Genomic DNA, 201 nt, shown 5'->3' on the forward strand with positions numbered 1-201 from the left:
AGAGAATAACAGCTACAGAATTGTCAAGTAAGTATCTACTGATTCTGATGGTAAAACCTTTAAAGTTTGGTGTCGTAAGTCCGGTTCTAATCCCAGAGCTTCTAGGGGAATGACGCCGATTAAAGCATCTCTGCCTCCGGGTAATTCTAAACATTCAAAAGTGCCTTCTCGACCACATAAAGATATTTTGGCATCTTGAAA

The 201-nt window shown here is 39.8% G+C and carries 1 pseudogene; it reads right to left on the reverse strand.

Annotation, left to right across the window (positions count from 1 at the left end):
- Positions 1-12 precede the first annotated feature (12 nt).
- Positions 13-201, reverse strand: a pseudogene (locus tag PL8927_RS28225) (aspartyl protease); the annotation flags it as partial.

The sequence above is a fragment of the Planktothrix serta PCC 8927 genome (genome assembly GCF_900010725.2).
GTDB classification, from domain to species: Bacteria; Cyanobacteriota; Cyanobacteriia; order Cyanobacteriales; family Microcoleaceae; genus Planktothrix; species Planktothrix serta.